General features: G+C 71.6%; 18 protein-coding genes. 11 read left to right on the forward strand and 7 right to left on the reverse strand.

All coding sequences use genetic code 11. The features are described from left to right. Positions 1-2 precede the first annotated feature (2 nt). A complete protein-coding gene (locus Pen02_RS20085; RefSeq protein ID WP_203867625.1) occupies positions 3-911 on the forward strand; it encodes a sulfurtransferase in 909 nt (302 codons plus the stop codon). Between the two features lie 6 nt (positions 912-917). Here the strand turns inward: Pen02_RS20085 and Pen02_RS20090 are convergent, their stop codons facing one another. After that, a complete protein-coding gene (locus tag Pen02_RS20090) occupies positions 918-2282 on the reverse strand; it encodes a YncE family protein (protein ID WP_203867626.1) in 1365 nt (454 codons plus the stop codon). Between the two features lie 636 nt (positions 2283-2918). On the opposite strand from Pen02_RS20090, the gene Pen02_RS20095 reads away from it, so the two are divergent. Together Pen02_RS20095 and Pen02_RS20100 are read left to right on the forward strand one after the other, a co-directional pair. Continuing rightward, a complete protein-coding gene (locus Pen02_RS20095) occupies positions 2919-3731 on the forward strand; it encodes a helix-turn-helix domain-containing protein (protein WP_239140995.1) in 813 nt (270 codons plus the stop codon). Beyond that, positions 3722-3910 carry a DUF397 domain-containing protein gene (locus tag Pen02_RS20100; protein ID WP_203867627.1) on the forward strand — a complete coding sequence of 63 codons (189 nt, stop codon included), beginning with the start codon at positions 3722-3724 and terminating at the stop codon, positions 3908-3910. The genes Pen02_RS20095 and Pen02_RS20100 overlap by 10 nt, the downstream gene beginning before the upstream one ends. 45 nt (positions 3911-3955) lie before the next feature. Here the strand turns inward: Pen02_RS20100 and Pen02_RS20105 are convergent, their stop codons facing one another. From Pen02_RS20105 to Pen02_RS20120, 4 genes are all read right to left on the reverse strand, one after another. After that, positions 3956-4399, reverse strand: coding sequence for an Imm1 family immunity protein (locus tag Pen02_RS20105; protein ID WP_203867628.1), 444 nt, complete (start codon positions 4397-4399; stop codon positions 3956-3958). A gap of 3 nt (positions 4400-4402) precedes the next feature. After that, positions 4403-5131: a DddA-like double-stranded DNA deaminase toxin gene (locus tag Pen02_RS20110; RefSeq protein ID WP_203867629.1), complete on the reverse strand. Its 729-nt coding sequence runs from the start codon at positions 5129-5131 to the stop codon at positions 4403-4405. Next, the gene (locus tag Pen02_RS20115; protein WP_203867630.1) at positions 5128-5373 is read right to left on the reverse strand and encodes a hypothetical protein; all 246 of its coding nucleotides are present in this window, start codon (positions 5371-5373) and stop codon (positions 5128-5130) included. Before Pen02_RS20115 ends, Pen02_RS20110 begins: the two co-directional genes overlap by 4 nt. Positions 5374-5567: 194 nt before the next feature. Continuing rightward, positions 5568-6860 carry an MFS transporter gene (locus Pen02_RS20120; RefSeq protein WP_203867631.1) on the reverse strand — a complete coding sequence of 431 codons (1293 nt, stop codon included), beginning with the start codon at positions 6858-6860 and terminating at the stop codon, positions 5568-5570. 285 nt (positions 6861-7145) lie between these two features. Between Pen02_RS20120 and Pen02_RS20125 the strand changes: the two genes are divergently transcribed. The 7 genes from Pen02_RS20125 (at position 7146) to Pen02_RS20155 (ending at position 17233) form a co-directional block, all read left to right on the forward strand. Next, on the forward strand, positions 7146-8297 hold the full coding sequence (locus Pen02_RS20125; protein WP_239140996.1) for a flavin-containing monooxygenase: 1152 nt from the start codon (positions 7146-7148) through the stop codon (positions 8295-8297). 31 nt (positions 8298-8328) lie between these two features. Continuing rightward, positions 8329-10122, forward strand: coding sequence for an HSP90 family protein (locus Pen02_RS20130; protein WP_203867632.1), 1794 nt, complete (start codon positions 8329-8331; stop codon positions 10120-10122). Between the two features lies 1 nt (position 10123). Beyond that, positions 10124-13243: a hypothetical protein gene (locus Pen02_RS20135; protein ID WP_203867633.1), complete on the forward strand. Its 3120-nt coding sequence runs from the start codon at positions 10124-10126 to the stop codon at positions 13241-13243. 218 nt (positions 13244-13461) lie between these two features. Continuing rightward, the gene (locus Pen02_RS20140) at positions 13462-14070 is read left to right on the forward strand and encodes a TetR/AcrR family transcriptional regulator (protein WP_203867758.1); all 609 of its coding nucleotides are present in this window, start codon (positions 13462-13464) and stop codon (positions 14068-14070) included. Between the two features lie 152 nt (positions 14071-14222). Continuing rightward, a complete protein-coding gene (locus Pen02_RS20145; protein ID WP_203867634.1) occupies positions 14223-15569 on the forward strand; it encodes an acetyl-CoA carboxylase biotin carboxylase subunit in 1347 nt (448 codons plus the stop codon). 34 nt (positions 15570-15603) lie between these two features. Next, positions 15604-16509 (forward strand): hydroxymethylglutaryl-CoA lyase, encoded by a 906-nt coding sequence (locus tag Pen02_RS20150; protein ID WP_203867759.1) that lies wholly within the window; start codon positions 15604-15606, stop codon positions 16507-16509. Positions 16510-16585: 76 nt separating this feature from the next. Beyond that, positions 16586-17233 carry an MBL fold metallo-hydrolase gene (locus Pen02_RS20155; RefSeq protein ID WP_203867635.1) on the forward strand — a complete coding sequence of 216 codons (648 nt, stop codon included), beginning with the start codon at positions 16586-16588 and terminating at the stop codon, positions 17231-17233. A gap of 15 nt (positions 17234-17248) precedes the next feature. Here Pen02_RS20155 and Pen02_RS20160 read toward each other — a convergent pair whose 3' ends face one another. Together Pen02_RS20160 and Pen02_RS20165 are read right to left on the reverse strand one after the other, a co-directional pair. Then, positions 17249-17764, reverse strand: a complete 516-nt coding sequence (locus tag Pen02_RS20160) for a DinB family protein (RefSeq protein WP_203867636.1) — start codon at positions 17762-17764, stop codon at positions 17249-17251. Positions 17765-17932: 168 nt separating this feature from the next. Beyond that, positions 17933-18511: a snapalysin family zinc-dependent metalloprotease gene (locus Pen02_RS20165; RefSeq protein ID WP_203867637.1), complete on the reverse strand. Its 579-nt coding sequence runs from the start codon at positions 18509-18511 to the stop codon at positions 17933-17935. A gap of 207 nt (positions 18512-18718) precedes the next feature. Between Pen02_RS20165 and Pen02_RS20170 the strand changes: the two genes are divergently transcribed. Beyond that, positions 18719-20251, forward strand: coding sequence for an acyl-CoA carboxylase subunit beta (locus Pen02_RS20170; RefSeq protein ID WP_203867638.1), 1533 nt, complete (start codon positions 18719-18721; stop codon positions 20249-20251). Positions 20252-20327: the final 76 nt, after the last annotated feature.

Genomic DNA, 20327 nt, shown 5'->3' on the forward strand with positions numbered 1-20327 from the left:
TCATGCCGATGCCGAGCGATCCCGCACCGAGCCTCCAGGGCTACGCCGACCCGCAGCGTCTGGTCACCACGGAGTGGCTGGCCGAGCACCTGGGTCAGCAGGGCCTGGTGGTGATCGAGTCGGACGAGGACGTGCTGCTCTACGAGACCGGGCACATCCCGGGCGCGGTCAAGGTCGACTGGCACCTGGAGCTGAACGACCAGGTGACCCGGGACTACCTCGACGCCGGGTCGTTCGCGAAACTCTGTGCGGCGAAGGGGATCGGCCGGAACGACACGATCGTCTTCTACGGCGACAACTTCAACTGGTGGGCGGCGTACGCGCTCTGGGTCTTCACCCTCTTCGGCCACCGCGACGTGCGGCTGCTCGACGGCGGCCGGCAGAAGTGGGTCGCCGAGGGTCGGGAACTCACCCGGGAGAAGACCGAGCGGCCGGCGGCGGACTATCCGACGCCGCAGCGGGACGACGCGCCGATCCGGGCGTACCGGGACCAGGTGCTGGCGCACATCGCGGCGGCCCGGCCGCTGGTCGACGTCCGCTCCCCGAAGGAGTACACCGGCGAGCTGACGCACATGCCGGAGTACCCGCAGGAGGGCGCGTTGCGCGGCGGGCACATCCCGGGCGCGTTGAGCAAGCCGTGGAAGTCGGCGGCGAACGACGACGGCACGTTCAAGGGCCCGGACGAGCTGCGGGCGATCTACGCCGACCAGCTCGGGTTGTCGCCGGACGACGACGTGATCGCGTACTGCCGGATCGGCGAGCGCTCCAGCCACACCTGGTTCGTACTGCGGCACCTGCTCGGCTACCCGCGCGTGCGCAACTACGACGGCTCGTGGACCGAGTGGGGCAACCTGGTCCGGGCGCCCGTGGTCAAGGGCGACCAGCCGGGCGGTCTCGCCCCGCCGTCCTGAGCTGGTCTAGCCGGCGGCGACGACCCGACGCAGGGACACCAACCCGGGTACGTCGATACGGTTCCGTACCGTCCCGGTGCCGGGGTCGACCCGGAGTACGGCGTCGGGCTGGCCGACGTACAGCCGGGTGCGGTCGGGCGGGGCGGCGAGGCCGCGTACCTCGGCCGGGGTGGACCAACGTGGATCCGTGCCCCCGCCTGCGGTGACCGCCATCCCGACCACCTCGCGTCCGGCCCCGACCAGCAGCATCCCGGCGCCGTCGAAGCTCGCGGCGGCCGGTGCCGTGGCGTTCGACCCGGCACTGCCGCCCGGCACGTCGAACCGGAAGGTGTTCATCACGGTCAGCCCCTCGGGGTCGATCATGGCCAGTGTGCCGGTGCCGGTGTCCGCCACGTAAAGCCGGCTGCCGTCCGGGCTCAACGCGATCGTGTGCCCGCTGGCCGGCCGCTCGCCGAACGGCGCCGGCAGGTCGACGCAGAACGCCCAGCGTTCGGTCAGGTCGAGGGTGTGTACGAAGGCGTGCACGTGCGGGGCGTCGTCGCGGGCCCCGTCCGGATTCGCCGTCGCGGCGATCCGGTCCCGGGTGTGCACGTGGTCCGGCTGGTGCGTGTAGAGCGTGAACAGCCGGTTGCGGTGCGGGTGGTACACGGCCTGCCGACCCTCGCCGCGCATCTCCTCCTCGGCACCCGCCGGCACCACCGCCTTGACCCGGGTCAGCAGCGGTTCCACCCGACCGGAGGCGAGGTCGACCACCCGCACCCGGTATCGGTCCGGTGCGGTCGGCGGCAGGTAGTCGAGGACGAAGAGTGCCTGGTTGGTCGTGTCGAACGCCTCCGGTTCGAGGTTGCCGGGCAACTCCAGCCGGCGACGCTGACCTGCCCCGTCGGCGACGACGATCGTGGTCCGCTCCCGTGGCCCCGGCCGGTACGGCGTGTGCCCCGGGCCGGCGTCGTCGGCGAGCGCCACCAGGCCACCGTCGGCCGAGGTGGTCCGGACGGTGAGCGCACCGGTCAGCGTTCCGGCGCTGACCGCCGCGCCGTCCGGCAGTTGGTGACTGGTCACCCGGGTACCCCCGTCCGGGCGCTCGACCCGGACCAGCCGGCGCCCGTCGCCGCTGATCACCGCCGGGGCGGGCTGGATCAGCATCCGCCCGGACGCCGCCTCGACCACCGCCAGCTTGCCATCGGCCAACTCCACCACCAGCGCCTCACCCGCAGCCAGCCTGCGGCGGGCGGCCTCCTGGTCGGCCCGGTCGCCGTCCCTGTCCCCGTTGCTGTCCCCGTCCCCGGATCGGAACTGGCAGCCGGTGCTGGCCGCGACCGCCCCGATCCCGGCGGTCCCGGCCAGCAGCGCGCCGGTCAGCCGCAACACGTCACGCCTCGTCGTCATCATGCCCGGTAGAGGCATGACGCCCGCCGCCGGTTCCACCCCACCGCCCCCTCCACCCCGCCTCGCTGGGGTGGTTTCCAAGATTCTTGGTGACTTGGGGTTAGCAGCTCGCCTCAACTCTCCAAGAATCTTGGTGGTCCGGGGTTGTGGGGTGGTTTTCAGCTAGCTGTGCGGGGGAGCCAGTCGATGATCCGGGCGGCGAGTTGGCGGGGGTCGGTGGTGGGCAGGTCGGCCGGTGGCGGCCCGGGCCGGCGCGGTGTCGCGAGGGAACGCGGGCAGCGCCAGCGGCGCCCGCAGGAACAGAAGATCCAGAGGAAGTACCAGGCGCGGTAATGCCGAATGGGTAGGCGATGGCGTCTGGACATGATCATCCTTTCTTCCCGTTCTTCCGCTGGGAATTGGATGCGGGGTCGTTCCGGTACCGGACGGAACGACCCCGCTCGGTTTCGCCCGTCCTATTCCGACCCCGAGCGGTCCCGCTGCCTTCCACTCTGGACGGCTATCCCCTAAATTCGTTAGACGTCGATTACCGTTGCGATTAACCGGCACTTCGGCGATCCGTCCTGGGCTGCATTGAGTAGCACTGAATAGTTGATCTATTGTTTGAGGAGGACTGAGATGTTGACGGCGCTTCAGCAATCCATGATCGCGTTTATCGCCGATGAGATCCGGCGGGCCCGGGTGGTCGCCAACCAGACCCAGGACGCCTTCGGCCGGGTCGCCAACTTCTCCGCGTCGCACGTGAGCGCGGTGGAGAACGGCACTCGCGCGCTGACCCGGGAGTTTGTCCAGGGCGCCGACCGTGCGTTGGCGACGGGCGGGCTCTTCGAGCGGATGCTGATCAAGCTCAGCCTGGACAGCGAGCCGAGCTGGCTTCGGGAGTGGATCGAGATCGAGCGGAAGGCCGAAACCCTCCGCTGGTACGAGTACGCCCTCATCCCGGGCCTCCTACAGACCGAGGCGTACGCCCGAGCGATCTTCACCAGCATGGGTGTGCTGAGCGCAGAGGAGATCACGACTCGGGTCACCGCCCGGATGGAGCGGCAGGCATTGCTCAGCTCTGAGAAGCCGCCGCAACTGATCGCCGTGCTGGACGAAGGGCTGCTGCACCGGCCGGTCGGCGGCCCGACAGTGATGCGCGAGCAGTTGTTGCACCTGGCGAAGGTGGTAGCCGAGATGCCGCACGTCCGGTTGCAGGTCGTGGCCAACTCGGTCGGCGCCTATGCCGGGCTGGCCGGATCATTCGTCGTCGCCACCCTGCCCGGCGGTGAAAATGCCGCCTTCCTCGACAACCATCTGAAGGGGGTGGTGGTGCAGGAGCCGGCGGACGTAGTGTCGATGGGCAAGGCGTGGGAGTCTGTCCACAGTGAGGCGCTGCCGCATCAGCAGTCCTCCAAGTTGATATTGGAAGTGGCGGAGAGATGGATCTGACCGGAGCGGTCTGGCGCAAGAGCACCCGCAGCAACGGAGCCAGCGGCAACTGCGTGGAGGTGGCGGACAACCTGCCGGAGGTCGTCGGGGTGCGGGACAGTAAGGACCCGCACGGGCCCGCGCTCACCTTCGCGCCGCAGGCGTGGCGGTCGTTCGTCCGGGGCGTCGCCACCCGCTGACCCACCCGTACCGACCATGCCGCCGCCGACGAGCGGCGCGGAGTGTTACGCGAGGTCGGACGGCGGCATCCGTTGCCACGAGACGCAGGTGGGACGCTGCCCGCCGGTGACCAGGAACTCCTGAGCGGCCTGCCGAACCAGGTCTAGTGGGATCTCTGAGTCGTGCGGAAAATCCCGCTCGCTCTCCATGTAGTAGTAGAAGACCTGGTCGTGCCTGCTCGGGCCGCCCAGGGTGTACCAGCTCGCGCCGTCGCCGGTGAACCAGAGGCCGCCGACGGCGTCCTCCAGGTTGACGGCCACCGCGAACTCGTGGTCAGGGAAGCCGTTCGGTCGATCGGGGCGGGCCGAGGAATACATTGTGCAGACGCTGTTGTCGAAGGGCTGCGTCAACAGGTCGTCGATCAGCCGGTCCATCTCGCCAGGAGTCCGGACCACGACCGGGCCGTCGCCGTGCTCGTGTAGGTAGTACGCGGTCACTTTGCCCGTCATCCCCTACTCACCTCCCCGGTAGGTCTTGTGCCGATAGGTCGTCTCCGGATCGGGCCAGTAGACGGTCAACGTCGCGCGTGGTGGCAGGAATCGACTCAGCAGGCTGTCGCAGCCGAGCCGTCCTTTGCAGGGTGCTCGGTTGAGCAGGATCGTCGCCGAGCCCATCTTTTCCTCGCGCATCCGCATGGCAAACCGCAACTCCACGTCGCCGGCTGTCTGTAACTCAACGAGCCCGAGCCGACGGGCGTGCTGGTTCACCTGTGCCGAATAGTGGTCGTGCTCGCCGCTCACCAACTCCTCGACCCGATTCCCGCGCACGTAGTTGCCCCGGGTCTTGGTGTAGGTGCCACCTCGGGTACGCGGCGGTGCGGCCGGTGGCAGGTAGGGGACAGGGTCGAAGTCCGGAGGGCCGGCCTGCGAATGCGACGAACCGCTCGCGCTGCTGTGATCCGGTTGCGCGGCCGGCGGCTGTGCGGGTGCACCGTCGATCCGGCTCGCGTACGTCTCGATGCCCTCGCCCGCTGCTCGTAGTCGCTGGATCGCCTCGTCGACCAGCCTGCGGGCCAGGCGCATCTCGGTCAGTGCGTCGAGTGGCTCCTGTCTCGCCGACCCTCTCGTGGTCCGGTGCCAGCGGAGGTAGCTGGTCTGGATCTCCTGCCGGAGGCCGAGCAGGGCCTTGACAGGTAGCGTGGCCAGCGCGCGACGTAGTTCGCTCGTGATCGCCCCGATCACAGCGACTCCGCGAACCGGCGACCGACCGACGTGGAGCGGTGCAGTCGTTGAACCGCCTCGACGAGTGCGGCCACCGCCGCGTCCACCTCGCGGATCGCGTCGCGGGCACTGTCGTGATCGGTGCCGTGCAGGACGGTCGCCAACCGTTGGCTGGTCGCCTGCAATTCGGTTGCCGTTCGGGCGAGCGCGGATGTGGGCAACCGATCGAGGATGTCCTCGCATTCGTTGCGAAGCGTCGCCATAGATCATCCTCACGGAAGGGTCCGGCCCGATTGGTGCCGGAGTTGCCAACTGCGCGGGTTGAGCTGTGGTGAACGTTCTGAGGTACCAGTCAGGAAACTCTATCGAGACGGCTGGATGCGGTGGACGATTTGCCGTGACTCTGCATATGCCGCGAAATCGATGTCGGAAGTCCGTGGCAGTTGTGGAAGTGGAGCTAACGGGTTGCCCGGCTCGCAAGAGAGGGCCACGAGGCGACAGTGGCCAGGGCGAAGATGGCGGTGGCGGCGTACAGCACCGAGGGTAGGCCGGTGGTGGAGCCGAGCAGGCCGGCGCCGACCGCGCCGACCGGGGCGGCGGCCAGTCCGACCGTACGTTGGGCGCTGCCGACCCGGCCGAGCAGTTCGGCGGGGACGTTCCGCTGCCCGTACGCCGACCACAGCGCGTTCCAGACCGCAGTGCCGGCGGAGAAAACGGCGAGGGCGACGGCACCCGGGACCGGATGCCTGGCCACCGCCAGTCCGGCGACCGCCAGGGTCTCGGCGACCAGTACCCAACGCAGTCCGGGCAGCGTGCCGAGTCGCGTGGCGATCCGGCCGGCGCAGAGTCCACCGACCAGCGCGCCGAGCACCGCCGCCGACATGAACAGGCCGTAGCCGGCGGCGGGTACCGCCAGCACCTCCAGCGCGTAGAGCACGATGATCGCGATCAGGCCGCTGGTGGCCAGGTTGGTGACCATGCTCAGCACGGTGATCAGGCGCAGCGTCCGGTCCCGCCAGATCCAGCCCAGCCCGACACCGATCGCCCGCCCGACGCGGCGCGGTCGGTCACCCGCCGCCTGACGGTCGGCAGGTTTACCAGCAGTGGTGGAGAACGGAGCCGGGGCGGAGGGACGAGCGAGGCTCCGGTGAGCTTGGACAGCCTCCGGTGGAAGCCGGGTCGCCGGTTTCAGGGTCAGTGCGAGCAGCGCGGCGACGGCGAACGTCGCCGCGTCGACGGCGAACGGCAGGGCCGCCGCCAGCACGAAGAGCACCCCGGCCAGTGGGGCGCCGACGAACCCGCCGGCCACCGCCGCACCTGCCTGGAGGCGGCCGTTCGCCACCGCCAGCCGCTCGGCGGGCACGATGCCGGGCAGTACCGCGAAGGCCGCCGCGTCGAACACGACACCGAGGCTGGCGAGCAGGAACGCGCAGCCGACGAGCGCGACGATCCCGGTGTCGCCGGTGGCGACCAGCAGTGCGAAACCGGCGACCAGGACGGCGCGCAGCCCGTCCACCGTGGCCATGGTCCGCCGCCGGTCCCACCGGTCGGCGTAGACGCCGCCGACCAGGCCGAACAGCAGCGGCGGGAGCTGCCCGGCGACCACCACCGCCGCGACGGCACGCGGGTCCCGGCTCAGTGCCGCGGCGAGCAGGGCCAGCGCGGGGGTACGCAGCGCGTCACCGAGCCGGGAGATCACGACTGCGGTCCACAGTGACCAGAAGCGGCCGTACGCCGGTGGGTGGCTCATCGGCGTACCGTGCTGGCTCGACCAGGCTGAGAGTCAAGCCGTACGACCCGAGCCGTCCGCGCGTCGAACAAACCAGCCGAGCGGAGTCGTACATACACAGCCGAGCAGAACGGCGTGCGACGCCGCCCCGACACCCGATACGGTGGCGCCGCCGGAGTCGACGGCAGGCCGGTCCGGCACGGGCCGGGATCCGACAACCCCAGGCTGCGGGTCCCCGCCGCCCCGGGGCGGCGAGAGACGCGAGGTTGGCCAGTGGGTGTCGTTCGACCGCGTCGCACTGGACCGGTGTACGTGATCGGCGCCGGCCCCGGCGGGCTCGCCGTGGCGGCGGTACTGGGCCGGCGCGGAGTGCCGGCCACGGTCCTCGAACGCGGAGACGCGGTCGGGACGAGTTGGCGTTCCCACTACGACCGGTTGCGCCTGCACACGATCCGCCGGTGGTCGGGCCAGCCCGGCCTGGCCATCCCACGCAGTAGCGGCCGTTGGGTCGCGCGGGACGACCTCGTCCGCTATCTGGAGCAGTACGCGGCCCACCACGACCTCGACCTGCGCACCGGTACCGAGGTGTGTCGGGTCGACCTCGGGCAGGACACCGACCCGGCCGGTACGCGGTGGACGCTGAGTACCGTCGGTGGCGACGAACTGCCGGCCGGAACGGTCGTCATCGCCACCGGTTACAACCACACCCCGTACGTCCCGCCGTGGCAGGGCCGGGAGACGTTCACCGGCGAGCTGCTGCACGCGAAGGACTACCGCAACCCGACCCCGTACGCCGGCCGCGACGTGCTGGTCGTCGGGACCGGCAACACCGGGGCGGAGATCGCGGTCGACCTCGTCGAGGGTGGCGCCGGTCGGGTCCGTCTCGCGGTCCGGACGCCACCGCACATCGTCCGGCGGGACGTGGCGGGCTGGCCGAGTCAGGGCAGCGGGATCCTGCTGCGTCGCCTGCCACCGGCCATTGTGGACAAACTCTCCGCACGGGTGGCCTCGCGTACGGTGCCCGACCTTGGCGAGTACGGCCTGCCACGGCCGCAGATCGGCCTCTACACGCGCCTGCTGCGCGACCGCACGGCGCCGGTCCAGGATGCCGGCCTCATCGACGCGGTGCTGTCCCGCCGGGTCGAACCCGTGGCCGCGGTCGCGGGCTTCGACGGTGCCGAGGTGCGGTTGGCCGACGGGTCGGTGGTCACGCCCGAGGTCGTCATCGCCGCGACCGGTTACCGCCGGGGCCTGGAGAAGATGGTCGGCCACCTGGACGTCCTCGACGAGCGGGGGGTGCCGAGGGTCCACGGCGGCGTGGCGTCCGCGCCGGGCCTTTTCTTCGCGGGTTACCGGATCTCTCTCGGCGGGTCGCTCCGCGAGGCCGGCATCGAAGCCCGCCGGATCGCTCGGGCGGTGCGGAGGAATGCCAAGCGTAGCCCCGACCCGGTACGGTGAGCGCCGGCACCGGACCGGGGAGTGACAGGACGTGGACCGCACCTTCCAGGTCGACCTCCGTGGCGTGGTCGACCTGCTCAGCCACCATCTCTACGGCAGTCCCCGGGTCTACGTCCGGGAGCTGTTGCAGAACGCGGTGGACGCCATCACCGCGCGCCGGGCCACCGACCCGGGCGCCCCGGCCGTGGTCCGGATCGAGCCGCCCGAGCTGACCGGGGACGGCAGCCTGCGCGTGTACGACACCGGGATCGGCCTGACCGAGGCCCAGGTGCACGAGTTGCTCGCCACCATCGGCCGCAGTTCCAAGCGGGACGAGCTGGGCTTCGCCCGGCACGAGTTCCTCGGCCAGTTCGGCATCGGCCTGCTCTCCTGCTTCCTGGTCGCCGACGAGGTGCGGGTCTGCACCCGGCACGGCGACGAGCCGACCGTGCTCTGGACCGGCTTCGCCGACGGCCGCTACCGGGTCGAGCCGGCCGCCGCCGACGCGCAGCGCGTCGAGCCGGGCACCACTGTCACGCTGGTTCCGCGCCGGGACGCCGACCAGTGGCTGACCCGCCCGACGGTGACCGAGCTGGCCCGGCTCTTCGGGTCGCTGCTGCCGATCCGGGTGCTGGTCGGCGAGGTCGAGACGACCACCGGGCCGCCGCCGTGGTCGGTCCCCGCCGGGACGTCACCGTCCGCCCGCCGGGACAACCTCGTCCGGTACGCCCGCGAGGTGCTCGGCTTCACCCCGTTCGACGTCGTACCGCTGTCGGTGCCGGAGGCGGGGCTGACCGGTGCGGCGTTCGTGCTGCCGACCCCGGTCAACCCGGCGGGCCGGGCCGGTCACCGGGTCTACCTGAAGCGGATGCTGCTCACCGAGGGCGCCGAGGGACTGTTGCCGGACTGGGCGTTCTTCGCCCGCTGCGTCGTCGACTCCACCGAGCTGCGCCCGACCGCCAGCCGGGAGGCGCTCTACGAGGACAGCCTGCTGGAGGCGACCCGGGAGGCGCTCGGCGACCAGCTCCGGGGCTGGCTGGTCCGGCTGGCCGGCAGCGCGCCGCGCCGGCTCGCCGAGTTCCTCCAGGTGCACCACCTCGGGGTGAAGGCGCTGGCCCTGCACGACGACGAGATGCTTCGGCTGGTCGAGCGCTGGTGGCCGATGGAGACCAACACCGGGCAGACCACGCTGGCCGAGTTCCGGGAGCGGCACGGCCTCGTCCGCTACGCGGCCAGCATCGACGAGTTCCGCCAGCTCGCCGGGGTGGCGGCGGCGCAGGACCTGGCGGTGGTCAACGCCGGTTACACGTACGACACCGAGATCATCGAGCGGTTGCCGACGGTGGACCGGTCGGTGCTGGTCGAGCGGCTGGAGCCGAGCGACCTGACCACCCGGTTCGACACCCTCGATCCGGGTGTGGAGCTGGCGTTGCGGCCGTTCGTGGTGGCCGCCCAGCGGGCCCTGGACCGGCTCGGCTGCGAGGTGGTGCTCCGGGCGTACGCCCCGGCGTCGCTTCCGGCGCTCTATCTGGTGAGCCGGTCGGCGGCCTTCGAGGAGCAGCTCCGGTCGACCCGGGAGCGGGCCGACGAGACCTGGGCCGGAGTACTCGACGCGTTGGCCGCCTCGGGTCCGCCCGAGCGCCCGCAACTGGTGCTCAACCATCGGAATCCGCTGGTCCGCCGGGTCAGCGCGCTCGGCGACCCGGCACTGGTCGGGCTCGCCGTCGAGGCCCTGTACGGCCAGGCGCTGCTGCTCGGCTACCACCCGATCCGGCCCGCCGACGCCGCCCTGCTGAACAGCTCGTTCCTCGGCCTGCTCGGTCGGGCCGTACCAGGACAGGAGTGACATGAGCGGTGCGCACGAGGATCTCTGGCGGGCACTCGACCGGGTCGCCGAGATGCCGTACGGCAGCGGTCAGGTCGCCGCCGCCGAGCAGTTGCTCCGGCAGGCCGACGCCAGTGGGGACGAGCAGCTCGCGTTCGCGACCCGGATGCTCGCCACCGCCGCCTACTACTACGGCGGCGAGCCGGCCCGGTCGTTCGTCACCTTCTCCTGGTGCCTGGCCGAGTTCGACCGCAACCCGAGGCCGTTCCACCAGCGGCACCTGCACAACCTGCTCTGGTACTTCAAGCACATGGTCAGCGGCCTGCTCGAATTTCCGGAGATCCCGCTGGACCGGACCAGGGCCGTGCTCGACGACATGGAGCGGCGGTACCGGGACGGCGGGCACAGCCTCCAGGCGGTATACAAATACCGGCACCAGGTGGCCGTACACGTCGGTGCGGCCGAGGAGGCCGCCGAGTGGTACCGCCGGTGGACCACCACGCCCCGGGACCAGTTCTCCGACTGCGCCGGATGCGACCCGACGGACCAGATCGAATATCTCGCCTCGCTGGGCCGGTACGAGGAGGCGGTGGCGTTGGCCGAGCCGGTGCTCGCCGGCCGGTTGGGCTGTGTCGAGCAGCCCCAGTGCGTGCTGACCGCGCTGCTCCTGCCGTACCTGCACACCGGCCGGCGGGAGCAGGCGCGGGACGCGCACCTGCGGGCGTACCGCCAGCACCGCACCAACATCGCGAACATGCCGGCCGTCGGTGACCATCTGGTGTTCTGCGCGCTGACCGGCAACGAGGCGCGCGGGCTGGAGCTGCTCGAACGGCACCTGGGCTGGTTGGACGAGGCACCGTCACCGGCCGACGCGATGGTCTTCTCGGCCAGTGCCGCGCTGCTGCTGTGCCGGCTGGCCGAGGAGGGTCACGGCGAGCTGACCGTACGGCGGCGTGCGTTCGGGGACCGGCCGGCGCAGGAGGTACCGGTGCTGGCGTTGGCGGACGAGCTGACCGGTACGGCCCGAGAGCTGGCCGAGCGGTTCGACGCCCGCAACGGCTCGGCAGCGCAGTCGAGTTTCGTGGCGGAGCTGCTCGCTCAGCGGCCGATCGGCGAGTACCTGCCGCTGTCCGCAACCGCACGCCGCCGCCCGTCCCCGGCCGCCACCGCCGGCCCGTCCGCGCCCCGAACCGCAGCGACGCGGGCTGCGGCGACACCGGGTGCGCCGACCTCGGCGCAGACGAGGACGACCGAGCCGGGACCGACCGGCCCGACGGAGTCCGGATCGGCTGGTTCGACCGAGCCGGGACCGGCCAGCCCCGGGTCGGGATCGCCCGGATCGCAGTCGGGATCGACCGGCTCGACGGTGTCGGGCGGGTCGAGGATCGGTGGGCACGGTAGTGACCTGCCGGGGAGCGGGTTCGACGTGCCGGCGGACGCGACGCCGGAGCAGGTGCTCGACCTGGCCGAGTCGGCCTGGCGTACCGAGCGCGACGACGACCTGTTCGCGGCGCTGGCGGTCTTCGACGAACGCTTCGCCGGGCAGGAGCAGGAGCCGACCGCCGTCGCCCGGCGGGCCGAGTTCCGGGCCGTCGAGCAGCAGGTGGCCGGCGACCTCGCTGCGGCGGTGGCGGCGAACCGGGAGGCGCTGGCGCTGCACCGGCAGGTCCCGGACCCGCTCCGCGCACAGGTGGTGGCCGGCCGGCTGGGCGTACTGCTGGTGATGTCCGGCGAGCCGGGCGAGGGACTGCCGCTGGTGGAGGAGTCCGCCGGCTACCTGACCGCACACGGTGAGCCGTGGCATCGGGCCGCCGCACAGGACAGGCTGGCCATCGCCCTGGCCGAGCAGGGGCGGGGCGACGAGGCACTGCTGGCGGTGGACCGGGCGGCGACCGAGGCGTCCGGCGCCGACGACCCGTACCTGGTGGCCCGGGTCGCGCTGACCAGGGTGCGGGTACTGGAGCTGCTGGACCGGCCCGCCGAGGTCGGCGCGGCGGCACTGCGGGCCCGGGACCTCTACGACGCACTCGGGCTGCCCGAGCACCGGGCGGTCGCCAGCCTCGGGTACGCCAACTCGGTCGACGACCCGGAGCGGGCGGTGACGGCGTACGACGAGGCGGTGCGGCTCGCCACCGACAAGCTGGCGCTGCCGGCCCGGACCGGTCGGGCGCGGGCCCTGGTCGCCGCCGGCCGCCCCGCCGAGGCGGTCGACGACCTGGTGGAGGCGGTCGCGCTCTGTGTCGAGCGCGGCATCGTGGACGGCGCCGCCTACCTGCGTTGGGAGCTGGCCGACGCCTACCGGCGGGCGGATCGGGCGGTGGAGGCGGCCGAGGCGGCGGAGGAGGCGGTCGGCGAGCTGGACCGGCTCGGCCGGCAGGCCGACGCGGACCAGTGCCGGCACCTGCTCGCCATGGTCTACCGGTCGCTCGGCGAGGACGGTCCGGCCCTGGCCCTGCTGGACGAGCTTGCCGACAACCTCGACGGGCCGGACAACCTGCCCGCCCGGGCCGGCGTACTGGAGGAGGCCGGCGACCTGCTCTACGCCCAGGACCGGGACAATCTCGCGGCGCAACGGTTCGCCGCCGCCGCGACCGCGTTCCAGCTCGCCGGGCTGCCCCTCGACGAGTTGCGGGTCCGGCGCCGGCAGGTCTCCGCCCAGCACTGGGCGGGTGATCCGGCGGCGGCGCTGGCCGCGCTGGACGTCGCCGACCGGGTGGCGTCGGCCCTGCCCGGCGGGTCCGCTGCGCCGGTCGCGGATGATTCCGAGGATTCCGAGGTCGAGGCGGCGGTGCGCTGGGAGCGGGCGATGCTGGCCGACGCGGCGGCCCGGGCGCTGCTCGGCGCGGACCGGCCCGACGAGGCGCTGACCCGGCTGCACGGCGCCGCCGCCGCGCTGCGGTCGATCCAGGCGTTCGGCGAGGCCCTCTTCCTGGACCTGCTCACCGGGGAGGTACTGCTCCGGCTGGACCGGCCGGCCGAGGCCGAACCGCTGCTCCGGGCCACCCTGGGCAGCCTGCCCGAGCACTCCGACGCGGTACGCCGGGCGGCCTGGCTGCTCACCGCCGCGCTCGCCGCGCTCGGCCGTACGGCCGAGGCCGACGCCCTCCGCGCCAGATACGACCTCGACGCCGACACCGAGTAGGCCAGCGGCACCGGGCAGGCCAGCAGCACCGAATGGACCAGCACAACCGGGCAGCCGGCGGGGCAGGACGTCGACACCGAGTAACCGGTCAGACAGGCCGGCCGAGCTAACTGGGCGACTGACGGGGTGGGTAACGGGTTCAGTGGCGGCCGACACTGCACCGGGACCACCGATTGATATCTGACTAGGCTGGTCGGGTGACGGTGGAGGAGCAGGTGATGGCGACGGAGGCCGGCGCGCCCGCCAGCGGCGTACGGCGACGCCGGTCCCGGCGCGAGGAGATCCTGGAGATCGCGGTCGGCCTCTTCGCGGCCCGTGGCTATCACGGGGTCTCGATGGACGACATCGGGTCGGCCGCCGGGGTGACCGGTCCGGCCCTGTACCACCACTTCGCCGGCAAGGAGGCGATGCTCGTCGCCGCGCTGATGCCGGTGAGCGACGGGCTGCTGGCCGGCGGGCGGCAGCGGGTGGCGGAGCATCCGGACAACTTCCGGGCCGCGCTGGAGTCCCTGATCGACTTCCACGTCGATTTCGCGCTGGCCAACCCGGCGGTCATCGCGCTGCACCTGCACGAGTTGGATCGGCTGCCGGAGGAGCCCCGCCGGCAGATCCGCCGGCTCCAGCGGCTCTACGTCGAGGAGTGGGTGGGGGTGCTGACCGCGCTGCACCCGAAACTGTCGGCGGGCGAGGCGCGGGTGTTGGCGCATGCCGCGTTCGGTCTGATGAACTCCACGCCGTTCCTCGGCGGCGAGGTGGACCGCCAGCGCCGGGCGGCCCTGCTCCGGGCCGCTACCCTGGCTGCGCTGCTGGCCGATCCGGACGACTGATCCGGACCGCCCGACGAGTGAACCAGGTCCGCCCGACGAGTGAACCAGGTCCGCCCCGCACCGGGCCGTTCGGCGACCGACCGAGGTCGCGCGACGGCCGGATCGGGTGTCGAGGAACGGCCGGATCGAGTACTGAGAGGTAGAGCATCAACATGATCGAGTCCCTGCTCGTCGCGAACCGTGGCGAGATCGCTCGCCGGATCATCCGTACCGCCCGGCGACTCGGGGTACGGACGATCGCGGTCTACTCCGAGGCGGACGCCGACCTGCCGTTCGTCCGCGAGGCCGACGAAGCGGTCTGCGTCGGGCCGGCGAATCCGGCACAGAGCTACCGGAACACCGAGGCGATCCTCGCCGCCGCCAAGTCGACGGGCGCGCAGGCGATCCACCCCGGCTACGGCTTCCTGTCGGAGAACGCCGACTTCGCCCGTACCGTCGAGGCGAACGGCCTGCTCTGGGTCGGGCCCGGCGCCGACGCGATCACCGCGATGGGCGACAAGATCAACGCTCGGAACCTGATGGCCGAGGCCGGCGTGCCGGTCGCGCCCGGCACCACCGACCCGGCCGCCGACGTCGACGCGGCGCTGGCCGCCGCCGAGGAGATCGGCTTCCCGGTGATGGTCAAGGCCGCCGCCGGTGGCGGCGGGATGGGCATGGCGGTCGCCGCCGACGAGGCCAGCCTGCGCACCGAGTACGACAAGGTGCGCGCCTTCGCGGAGCGGATGTTCGGCGACGGCTCGGTGCTGATCGAGCGGTACTTCCCCCGGGTGCGGCACGTCGAGGTGCAGATCCTGGGCCTGGCCGACGGCCGGGTGGTGGCGCTCGGCGAGCGGGAGTGCTCGGTGCAGCGGCGCAACCAGAAGCTGGTCGAGGAGTCGCCGTCGCCGGCCGTATCGGCCGAGTTGCGGGAGCGGCTGCTGGCCGCCGCCGTCCGGGCCGGCGAGGCGGTGAACTACCGCAACGCGGGCACGGTGGAGTGCCTGCTCGACCCGACGACCGGGGAGTTCTTCTTCCTGGAGATGAACACCCGGCTCCAGGTCGAGCACCCGGTGACCGAGCTGGTCTACGGCGTCGACCTGGTCGAGGAGCAGTTGCGGGTGGCGGCCGGGCTGGCCCCGAACTTCGACCCGGACGCGCTCGCGCCGCGCGGGCACGCGATCGAGCTGCGGGTCAACGCCGAGGACCCGAAGCGGTTCATGCCGGGCCCGGGTGCGGTGACCGCGTGGACCGAGCCGGCCGGCGAGGGGGTCCGGGTGGATTCCGGGTACGCCCTCGGCACCACCGTGACGCCGTTCTACGACTCGTTGATGGCGAAACTGATCGTCTTCGGCGCGGACCGGGCCGAGGCGGTCGAGCGGGCCCGGACCGCCGTGGCCGGGTTCGAGATCGCCGGCCCGAAGTGCAACCTGTCGTTCTTCGCCGAGCTGTTCGACAACGCGGAGTTCCTCGGCGGCGACTACGACACCGGCATCGTCGGCCGGATGCGGGCGAAGAAGTGACCGGCCGGGACGGGGTCTCGCGATGAGCGCCGACCTGCCGGGTGCGGTCTCGATCCGGGAGGTCGGACCGCGCGACGGGCTACAGAACGAGGACCCGGTACCCGCCGACGGCAAGGTACGCCTGCTCGACCTGCTCGCCACCACCGGCGTACGCCGGATCGAGGCGGTCTCCTTCGTGCACCCGAGGGCGATCCCGCAGATGGCCGACGCCGACGAGGTGTGGCGCCGGGCGACGAAGGCGCCGCAGGTGCACTATTCGGCGCTGGTGCCGAACTCGAAGGGTGCCCAGCGGGCCCTGGCCGCCGGCTTCACCGAGATCGAGGTCGTCGTCTCGGCCAGCGACACCCACAACCGGCGCAACGTCAACCGGTCCACCGCCGAGTCGCTGGACGACATCGCCGGGCTGATCTCCCTGCTGCACGAGGCGGGGGCGACCGCCGAGGTGATCGTGGCGACCAGCTTCGGCTGCCCGTACGAGGGGGACGTCGATCCGGGCCGGGTGGCCGGCATCGTCGACCGAGTGGTGGCCGACGGTGCCGATCGGGTCGCCTTCGGTGACACCACCGGGATGGCGACCCCACGCCGGGTCCGCGAGCTGGTCGCCACGGTGCGGAACCGGCAGCCCGACATCCCGGTGCTGCTGCACTTCCACAACACCCGGGGTACCGCGCTGGCGAACCTGCTGACCGCGCTCGAACTCGGCGTCACGGAGTACGACGCCAGTGTGGGCGGGCTCGGCGGCTGCCCGTACGCCCCGGGGGCGAGCGGGAACGTGGCCACCGAGGAGGTGGTGCACATGCTGCACGACATGGGCGTCGAGACCGGCATCGACCTGGACGCCCTACTGGAGGCGGCGGCGTACGCGGAGCAGCTCGTCGGCCGGGAGTTGCCGTCCGGGGTGCTCCGGGCCGGCCCGCGCAGCAGGCTCACGGCGGCGTGACGGGGAGCGGGCGCAGGAGCGGGCCAACGGCGGCGTAACGGGAGTGGGGTCGGACAAACCGGGATAGGCTCGTCTAATGCGGATGATCAAGTACACCCACTCCTGCGTACGGCTGGAGGCGGACGGGCGGTCGCTGGTGATCGATCCGGGCACGTGGACCGAGGCCGAGGCGCTGGACTCGGTCGACCACGTGTTGGTCACCCACGAGCATCCCGACCACCTGGACGTCGAGCGGGTCAGTGCGGCCGTCGCCGGCAACCCGGCGCTGCGCGTCTACGCACACGCCGACGTGGCGGCGAAGCTCAAGGATCTCGGTCCGGCGGTGGTGCCGGTCGCCTCCGGCGACGAGTTCGAGGCGGGCGGCTTCCCGGTCCGGGCGGTGGGCCGGGACCACGCCGAGATCTACCAGGGGCTGCCCGGCATTCCGAACCTCGGTTTCGTGGTCGACGTCGGCGGTGCCGGTGGTGGGCTCTACCATCCCGGGGACGCGTTCTTCGTGCCGGACCTGCCGGTGGCGACCCTGCTGGTGCCGAGCAGCGCACCGTGGCTGAAGATCTCCGAGGCGCTCGACTTCGTCCGGGCGGTCAAGCCCCGGCGGGCGTACTCGATCCACGACGCGATCGTGAGCGAGCGCGGGGCGCCGATCGTCGACCGCTGGTTCGAGCAGAAGGCCGAGACCGAGTACGCCCGGATCACGCCCGGCCAGTCGGTCACCTTCGACTGACCGTCCGACGATCGGTCAGGAATATCCCTTCTTGCCGTCCACCAGTTCGCGGATCGCGTCGAGGTGGCCGAGGTGCCGGCCGGTCTCCTCCACCATGTGGATCAGCATCCAGCGCAGCGTGGCGGCGGACGACCGGTAGTCGGGGTGCCGCCCCGGCTCGTCCAGCGAGTGGTTGGCGACGATCTCGTTCGACACCGCGCACTGCCGGTCGTATTCGTCGAGAAGCTGGCCGAGCGGGATGCCCTCGACCCGCATGTCCGCGTCCTCCGGCTCTTCCAGGAAGTGGGGGCTGTCGCCGGCCGGCCGGCCGAGGAACAGCACCTCGAACCAGGCGTGCTCCACCCAGCGCAGGTGGGAGACGATTCCGGCGATCGTCATCAGCGGCGAGGTCGGCAGGACAACACGGTGGCTGTCCACCTCGGCGAGCCCCTCGCACTTCCAGTGCACCAGGGAGCGCTGCATGTCGAGCCATCCGACGAGCTGGGTCCGCTCGTCGGCGACGAACGGTGGACGTACCCGGGGAGGCGGCATGGGCGCACACGGTAGTACCGGGATCGGTGGCCCGCACCGCAATTAGCGGTGGTGTCGGTACGGCCGGCGGTGGTACGGCAGGGTGTCGATGCGGCACGCACGGAAGGGGCCGGCGGTCTCGCCGGCCCCTTCGTCGTGTCGGTCCTCGCCGCTCGGTCAGTCGTGCGGTCAGCCGATCGGGGCGAGCATCGTCGTCGCCGGCCAACTGTCCTGGAAGATCTGGCCACCGACGCTGTCGGCGCGGTCGGGTCCGACCCGGGTACCGGCGAAGAGTTGGGTCACCCGGCTGGCCTCGGCCGTGCTCGGGTACGGGTTGGTGCAGCTCGTACCCGCGCTGCCGCCGGACATCAGCAGCGAGCAGTTGCCGTTGTAGTTGTCCGGCAGCCCGAGGATGTGCCCGATCTCGTGCGTCATGATCCGCAGCGGGCTGTACTGCGCCGCCTGCCGGGTGTCGATGTAGACCCGGCCGTTACCGAGGCTGGTCCGGACGGCGTACGAGCCGCCGCCGGTGATCTGGTAGATCCGCAGGTTGGTGCCGCAGTTGGCGGAGAGCGTCAGGTTCGACGTGGCGTTGTTCCAGATCGAGGCGGCCTGGTTCGCGATGCTGACGTAGCTGGGTGCCTGGCTGGTGTTGTAGCAGATGGTCATCGCGGCGGACGCGGGCGTGGGGTTGGCCAGCGTGATGCCGAGGGTGGCACCCGTCGTCGCGACGAACGCGACCAGCAGCCGGCTGATGCGTGAGGTCATGGCTCACTCTCCGATCCGGAAGGTTCGTTGGGGGTGCCAGCAGCGTAGTGATAGACAATTGTCAATTACAACATCCTGTCCGGATACGTGGTCGTTCGATATGGCAGCGGTCGGGTGGCCCCGGGTGGCCCGGATGCAGTACCCTAACGATCGTTCAGGTCGGTTGGCCCGGGGCGACACGGCCCCGGTGCGGACGAGGGGGTCGGCGTGACACTCGACGGTGCGGCGCTGGAACAACTCGGCAAGCGGGTCCGGGCCGGCGGCGCGGAGAAATACCACGCGGCCAACGCGGCCAAGGGCAAACTCTTCGCCCGGGAGCGGATCGCGCTGCTGGTCGACGAGGGATCGTTCGTCGAGGACGGGCTCTACGCCAACGCCCTCGCCGACGGGTTGCCCGCCGACGGCGTGGTCACCGGACAGGCCAGCATCGACGGTCGGCCGGTCTGCCTGATGGCCAACGACTCGACGGTCAAGGCCGGAAGCTGGGGCGCCCGTACCGTCGAGAAGATCATCCGGATCATCGAGCGGGCGTACGCCAACGGCCAGCCGATGGTCTACCTGGTCGACTCGGCCGGCGCCCGGATCACCGACCAGGTCGACCTCTTCCCCGGCCGGCGCGGCGCCGGGAAGATCTTCTGGAACCAGGTACGCGCCTCCGGCTCGATTCCGCAGGTCTGCGCGCTGTTCGGGCCGAGCGCGGCCGGCGGGGCGTACATCCCGGCGTTCTGCGACGTGGTGGCGATGGTGGACGGCAACGCCAGCATGTACCTCGGCTCGGACCGGATGGTCGAGATGGTCACCGGGGAGAAGACCACGCTGGAGGAGATGGGCGGGGCCCGGGTGCACTGCGCCGAGTCCGGCGTCGGGCACTTCCTCTGCAAGACCGAGGCGGACGCGCTCGACGTGGTCCGCCGCTACCTGTCGTACCTGCCGGCGAACTGGACCCAGACCCCGCCGGCCGCGACACCCGTCGACGCCCCGGGCAAGGTCGACCTGGCCGCACTGGTACCGGCCAGCGAGCGGCAGGCGTTCGACATGCGCCGGTACGTCAAGGGTCTGCTCGACGCCGACTCCTTCCTGGAGATCCAGGCGCTCTGGGCCAAGGAGTTGACGATCGGCTTCGGCCGGCTCGACGGCCAGGTCGTCGGGGTGGTGGCGAACAACTCGATGTTCAAGGGCGGGGTGCTCTTCGTCGACTCGGCCGACAAGGCGACCCGGTTCGTGCAGCTCTGCGACGCGTTCAACGTGCCGCTGCTGTTCCTCTCCGACGTGCCCGGGTTCATGGTCGGCACGGCGGTGGAGAAGCAGGGCATCATCCGGCACGGCGCCAAGATGATCACGGCGATCAGCGAGGCGACCGTACCCAAGATCTGTGTGGTGGTCCGCAAGGCGTACGGCGCGGGCCTCTACGCGATGGCCGGCCCCGGTTTCGAGCCGGACGCCACGATCGCGCTGCCCACCGCGAAGATCGCGGTGATGGGTGCCGAGGCGGCGGTGAACGCCGTCTACGCCAACAAGATCGCCGCGATCGGGGACCCGGACGAGCGGGCCGCCTTCGTCGCGGAGCGCCGCGCCGAATACGAGCAGGACATCGACATCGTCCGGCTGGCCAGCGAACTGGTCGTCGACGCGATCGTCGAACCGGGCGACCTCCGGGCCGACCTGGTCCGGCGGTTCGCCGCCGCCCGGGGCAAGGACCGCGAGTTCTCCCGGCGCCGGCACGGCGTCACGCCCGTATAGGAAACCGTCGCCGGCCCGGCGTTCCGCCCGTTGGGGAACCGGAACGCGTGCACCGGTCACCCGTACGCCGGCCGTT

Origin of the sequence: Plantactinospora endophytica, assembly GCF_016862915.1 — a bacterium.
GTDB lineage: Bacteria > Actinomycetota > Actinomycetes > Mycobacteriales > Micromonosporaceae > Plantactinospora > Plantactinospora endophytica.